This window comes from Collimonas fungivorans (assembly GCF_028292705.1).
GTDB lineage: Bacteria > Pseudomonadota > Gammaproteobacteria > Burkholderiales > Burkholderiaceae_D > Collimonas > Collimonas fungivorans_B.
Genome location: NZ_JAQGLV010000355.1, coordinates 1 through 5,930, shown reverse-complemented (window position 1 = coordinate 5,930; position 5,930 = coordinate 1). Strand labels below are relative to the sequence as shown.

Below are 5,930 nucleotides of genomic sequence, written 5' to 3'. Positions count from 1 at the left end.
ATCTGCGCTTAGTGAGTGAACGTAATCTGGGTAAAGGTCTGGGTATTGCGCGGCCCGAGCGCCATGATCGTGAGCCGGTAGACCGGCCCCAGGCCGGCACTCACCTTGGTCGTGTTACCCGTACCTTTCTTGTCGTCGACGAACGAGCCCATGGTGCAGGTCGATTTATCCGGAACCGTGCCTGATATGCACATCCGGTCAATCACGTAACGCAGCCGGATACCTGTGGCGGCGTCTGTGATGTCGTCTTTTTTCGCTGAGGCGATCAATACATCCGGAATGCCCGGCAATTTTGTCGACGGCAAGACATGCGCCCAATAGTTCTGTGCCGCCTGGTCGCTGTACAGCACGGTTTCCGACACCAGCACGCCGCTGACGAACTGGGTCCTTACCTGCGCCACGGCGCGTTCAGACTGGTTCACCAGGTCGCGCTTGAAGGCCAGATTGCCTGCCGTCAGCAAGGAGGTGTCGGTCGAACTGATCAGCGCCACGCTGGCCAGCATCAGTATCAGCAGGGAAATCAGGGCCATGATCAGGACCGATCCGCGCTGCCTTGTGGTTTGTTTCAATGGCAACCCTGATTGACGCACCGGTGGCAAGCCGCCGGTGCGCGGTTGAGAGTATCGAAGTATGTTCACGGCATGCCCTATCAGTCGCTCAGCACAAGCGCATTGCGCAACGGAATGACGGCGTCCAGTACCCGATACCGGAATTTTTGTTCTGCCTCCGTCAAGGTCTTGGCGTACGAAAATGTCGTGTCCCCGAACATGGCCGGCAAGGTCGCTTTCGGCAAAACCGCGTTCTTGTCCTCAACCGCGGAACGGATGATCAAGCCGATGCGGATTGCCTTGATCGAGGCAATCAGCTTGCCGGCGTTCACGCTACCGTTCAGCAGCGCGTCGGCGGCGTAGCTGCCGGCAGGCGCGGTCCAGGTGATATTGCCGTTGTTCGCTGTATCGACGCCATACAGCGCCTGCATTTCGACCACACCGTCGGCGATCTGGTCAGTACTCGTGGCGGTTCCGTTCAACAGATCAAAACCGACCAGGGTGTTGTTAGCGCCGACGCCAAACAGTTTGAACGAGGGCGAGCTGCCCAGATTGAGCGCAACGGAATCGGAAGAGTAGCTGCTCAGGGCTTTGTCAGTGCCCGCAGTGTAAAAGACCCCGCCTAACGGCAGCAATCCGGTGCTGGCCGGGCCGGCGTAGGAAGCATCCACGGTTTCAATCAGGCAGGGAAACAGTGAAGCAAGGCCGGGGCGCTCGGCCACCAGCAATTGCTGGCCGGCGGAGAACGACAGCGTATTCAGCAGGTGCAGCTGAGCGCTCGGGCTGGCAGTGGGGACGCTGGTCGATTCGATCGGCATTTCGCCGTAGCCGGCGGAACCTGCCATCACGACCAGGGTATCGGACAACACGCCTTTTGGATCTTTCCAGATAATCACAGGCGCCATGCGGAAATTGCCGCCGATACCCGCGGCCAGTCCATCAAACGGGCTCGGCAAAGCGGCTGGCGGGATCACCGCCTTGCCGTTGCGCATGGCATTGATCGCGCAGCCGAAGGTCAAGGTGTATTGCTGGGAAAACCCGGTGCCAGCGCTCCTGATGGCCTGGTCCAGCTGGTACAGCGCAAAAGCGCCGTTCTGGTTCATGTCGTTGGCGCCGGTGGTGTTCCTTTTACGCGCCTCGCTGACCGAAATCACGCTGAAAATCGCCAGCGAGACCACCAGGCCGATAGCCATCGCCACCATCAGTTCGATCAGGCTCAGGCCGCGCTGGAAGAGCGGACGCATCTGCGGCGCCATGCTTTCTGATTGCGTCTTCATTGCACCACTACCTCGGTAGTATAAGTATGGCTGATCGCCGCCGTATTGCTCTTCGTAGCCGCGGTCCAGCTGATGGTGATCAGCACCAGGCTGGCATTGCTGGCATCGAGTTTGGCGACGCCGCTGCCGCCATGGAACGCAGCCTTCACCTTGGCCTGCCAGTTGGTGTAGTCCTTGGCGTTGCCGCCATCGGCTACGCACAGCAGATCGCAGCTGCCGCTGGCCAGCTTGCTCTTGCTCCACAAGGTGGCGACCAGGTTATCGGCGAGCAGCGCAGCCTGGCTGCGATCTTCGGCGCTGATGGAATTATTGATGGTTGCCGCCTGCAACCCGACCAACCCCAGGATGCCGAACGAAAAGATCAGGATCGCCGCCAGCACCTCAATCAGCATGAAGCCGCCTTGTCGTTTCAGGGAGTGTTTCGTCATTTAGCATCCCGTCGGCGTAGTGGTGGACAAGGTGAGGTTCGGGTCGCACATGCGTATCTGCCCGCTTTGTGTAACGACAACCCGCAACGGACGGTCGCCAGAATTTTTGATTTCAAATTTATAGGACGCCGCACCGGCGTTGTTGAGTCGCCCGAGGCTGGTGAAAGTCAAGGTATCGACGTCGCCAGTGACAATGACATTGGCATTTGCACCGCCCAGTGAAGAGCCTTGCACGTAGAAATCGGAGTCGGCCGCCAGCAACGAGCCGGTTTGCTGCACGTACCAGTTGCTGCCTGTCTTCGAGGTTGCAGCATCCTTGGCCGGCGTAACCGCCGTGAGCCGGAAATCAACCAGCCGGCTGCGCCGCACAGCTTCGGTTTTTGCCAGCCGTATACCGTTTTGCAGCGCTTCGGCGGTGGACCTGACCTTGGTATTCTGGATCCACGTGGTGAATGACGGCAAAGCCACCGTCATCAGGATCGCCATCACGGCAATAGTGACCATCAATTCGATCAGGCTGAAACCGCGGCCACCGGATGGAGACAGCGTCACGTGCATGGCTGCCCTTTTTTAACGATCCAGGCGCTGTCGCATGCACTGCCCCAGCCATTTTTCAGGTTCGGGGTGGCCTTGATCAGGCCCTTCGCAACCGTGTAAGTGTAGGTGTAAGTAAAAGCGCTTACCGGTCCTGCTCCCGCGGCCTTGATGAGATATTCCTGATCTGTCAGGGTGCAGGTAAACGTGAAATTCTTCGTGTTGCCGCCGCAAGAATAACCGGTATATTTCCGGTTATCCTGGTAAAACTGCTCCAGCTGCGCTTGCAAGGAAGACATGCCGTTGGTGGCATCCACCAGATAGCCTCGCGTTACATAATCGGCATAGTTTGGGTAGGCAATCGCCGACAGGATCGCAATGATGGCGATCGTGACCATCAATTCGATCAAGGTAAAACCTTTGCTTGCCATAGCCATGCTACCCTTCTTTTCAAATGGAAACTTTTTCCAACAAACGATATCGAATGCCAGCTGACATAACGTTTTTTTGCATCACAAATAAGGAACTTGATGGCGTAACCACACCGCAATGCCGGACAGACGCGAGAATAACAATTCTTTCATAGAGGAAATATCGTCATATCCTGAACTTTATGTAAGGATTTCCCTGCCCTCCATAGACTGGACCTTGCCGCTGTATCAAGTAAAATCCAGGACAGCGGCAGAAGTAAAATCTGTTGCACGAATGGCACGAGGAAAAGAAAAGCATTGCTTGCCGGGAGGTACGCGATAATGGCGGGAAAAAATCGGCGGTTCCGCGGATGCCAGCTCAAGACGCAAAAAGCGCAGCTGGTATTTCCACCCATGATGAATTGAGGGATTCATGATACGAGTACTGATTGCCGACGATCACGCGATAATGCGTGAAGGACTGAAACAATTGTTTGCGCTTGGCAAAGAGGTGGAGGTAGTCGAGGAAGCCGTCAACGGCGGACAAGTGCTCGATGCCTTGCAGGCAGGCGGCGTCGACCTGGTATTGCTGGACATGACCATGCCGGGCGTCAGCGGCGTCAACCTTATCCAGCGCATCCGCGCCCATGAATCCAATCCGCCGATCCTGGTTCTGAGCATGCACAATGAGCTGCCCATAGCACGCCGGGCCCTGGCGGCCGGCGCCTCCGGCTACCTGACCAAGGACAACAAACCGGAAACACTGATGAACGCCATCCGCAAAGTATTTGCGGGAGGACGTTTCATCGATCCTGAACTGGCAGAGCAGATGGTGTTCGAATCGAGCAGCTCCGATCAGCGCCCGCCCCATGAACTCTTGTCGGATCGGGAGTTCCACATCCTGCGGCTGCTGGTGCGCGGCAAAAGCGTCAACCAGGTGGCCGAAGAACTATCTATCAGCAACAAGACTGTCAGCACCCACAAGGCACGGCTGATGCAAAAAATGAACTTCCAGAATAATGCCGAGCTGGTGCGCTACGCGATTACCTACAATCTGATCGAGTAATAGCAATATCGGGCCCCTGCCCTCATTGATTCAATGCCACATCGGCAATGGGAATCGACACCCTGATCGTCGTGCCGACACCGGGCCCGCTGGAAATCTCTACTTCGCCGCCAAGCATGAGCGTTCGCTCGCGGATGCCGACCAGGCCGAATGATTTCTTTTTTTGTACGGCAGTATCAAAGCCCTTGCCGTTATCGCGCACCACCAGCAAGTAATGTTTTTCCTTTCTCTCCAGGCTGATTCCCACCCGGCTCGCCTGCGCATGGCGGCTGATATTGGTCAACGATTCCTGCGCGATACGGAAAATGGTCGTCGCCCGCTTATCATCCAGGATAATGTTTTCTTCGCAGACATCCAGGCTGCACGGAATGCCGGTATTGCCCGTAAATTCCTGGGCCAGCCACTCCAGCGCCGACACTATCCCCATGTCCAGCGCCGATGGCCGCAACGACGAGACCACATTGCGCACAACCTTGATGGTGGCGTCGACCAGCGTCACCATGCGTTCTATTTTCCCTTGCAGCGATGGATTTCTTCCTCCGAACTCCAAGCCCACCACCGACACTCCCATACGCAGCGCCGACAGGTGCTGTCCCAGCTCATCGTGGATTTCACGCGTCAAGTGCTTGCGCTCTTCTTCGCGCGACGCTTCCAGTTCATAGGCGCGCTCTTGCGCCTGCTGCTCCTTGAGCCGTTGACGGGTCACCAGCCGGTGCACGCGGTAGCGATGTATCAGGTACAGCAGCAGCAGCGACAGCACACCGCAGATGGCGTAGAACGTCCAGGTAGACCACCACGGCGGCAGGATCACGATCTCGACTTCCGCCGTCGGCGAATAAGCCTGCATGGGCGGATTGTCAGCCGCCACCTGGAAACGATAATGGCCAGGAGGCAAAGCCGCGTAGCGCACTTCGGGGACGCTGGTCTTCGACCAGTCGGGCTCCAGCCCTTGCATGCGGTAACGAAAGTTCAGGGTCTCGCGGTTCTGGTAAGACAATGCAGCCAGCTTGAAATTGAGCGGGCCGGAGCTCCACGGCAGGCGCACAGGCTGGCCGCGAGCAAGGGTTGCGCCGTCGCGCGCGATGCTTTCCACCAGCACATCCAGCTGCAATGGCGCGAACAGCGCTTCCGGCCGCAAGATATGGGAGGCGCCGCCGCTGGTCGCCACCCACATCGATCCGTCGCCGTCTTCGTAAAAGGTGTTCAAGTCCGTGTCATTCCACACCAGCCCGCTATCCTGGTTGAAAAACCGCCATTGTTTGTGATTCCACACGCCGATTCCGGTATCAGTGGAAAGCCACAGCCAGCCACGGCTGTCTTCAAACAACGCCGTCACCGGATGATCCTGCAGCAGCGGCGGCGTAACGTCGCTGATCTCCACCGCCTCGTCCCGTTCGACGCCACGCCAGACATTCCCTGCTTCGCCGCCCAGCCACAATGTTTCGTCACGGGTGCAAGCGATAGCGCTAGGCTGGAAAACCTGCGCTGCCGGCCTGGTTCTTGGTTTGCGCCAATGCACGCCATCAAAACGCAGCAGTCCCTTATCGGTGACAAACCACAGCACTCCGCTCCGGCCCTGGCAGCCCTGGTATGCATTGATATCTTCAATCGAAGGAAACTCCGTGACTTTTACCGGCACCGGATTGGATTGCGGCTGCCTGATGCTG

Annotated in this window: 7 protein-coding genes; 1 reads left to right on the top strand and 6 read right to left on the bottom strand. The window is 57.6% G+C overall.

Annotation, left to right across the window (positions count from 1 at the left end; genetic code table 11):
- Positions 1–8: 8 nt before the first annotated feature.
- The 5 genes from JWQ61_RS19745 to JWQ61_RS19725 form a co-directional block, all read right to left on the bottom strand.
- Positions 9–569, bottom strand: a complete 561-nt coding sequence (locus JWQ61_RS19745; RefSeq protein WP_304362006.1) for a hypothetical protein — start codon at positions 567–569, stop codon at positions 9–11.
- Between the two features lie 80 nt (positions 570–649).
- Positions 650–1,825 carry a PilW family protein gene (locus JWQ61_RS19740; RefSeq protein ID WP_304362005.1) on the bottom strand — a complete coding sequence of 392 codons (1,176 nt, stop codon included), beginning with the start codon at positions 1,823–1,825 and terminating at the stop codon, positions 650–652.
- Positions 1,822–2,253, bottom strand: coding sequence for a fimbrial assembly protein (locus tag JWQ61_RS19735; RefSeq protein ID WP_304362004.1), 432 nt, complete (start codon positions 2,251–2,253; stop codon positions 1,822–1,824). The genes JWQ61_RS19740 and JWQ61_RS19735 overlap by 4 nt, the downstream gene beginning before the upstream one ends.
- Positions 2,254–2,805 carry a GspH/FimT family pseudopilin gene (locus JWQ61_RS19730; protein ID WP_304362003.1) on the bottom strand — a complete coding sequence of 184 codons (552 nt, stop codon included), beginning with the start codon at positions 2,803–2,805 and terminating at the stop codon, positions 2,254–2,256.
- Positions 2,802–3,224 (bottom strand): type IV pilin protein, encoded by a 423-nt coding sequence (locus JWQ61_RS19725; protein ID WP_304362002.1) that lies wholly within the window; start codon positions 3,222–3,224, stop codon positions 2,802–2,804. The genes JWQ61_RS19730 and JWQ61_RS19725 overlap by 4 nt, the downstream gene beginning before the upstream one ends.
- Before the next feature lie 406 nt (positions 3,225–3,630).
- Between JWQ61_RS19725 and JWQ61_RS19720 the strand changes: the two genes are divergently transcribed.
- Complete coding sequence (locus JWQ61_RS19720; protein WP_304362001.1) at positions 3,631–4,263, top strand: response regulator transcription factor; 633 nt, start codon at positions 3,631–3,633, stop codon at positions 4,261–4,263.
- A gap of 22 nt (positions 4,264–4,285) precedes the next feature.
- On the opposite strand, the gene JWQ61_RS19715 is transcribed toward JWQ61_RS19720, so the two are convergent.
- Positions 4,286–5,930 (bottom strand): sensor histidine kinase (locus tag JWQ61_RS19715; RefSeq protein WP_304362000.1); only part of this gene is annotated, 1,645 nt, incomplete at its 5' end.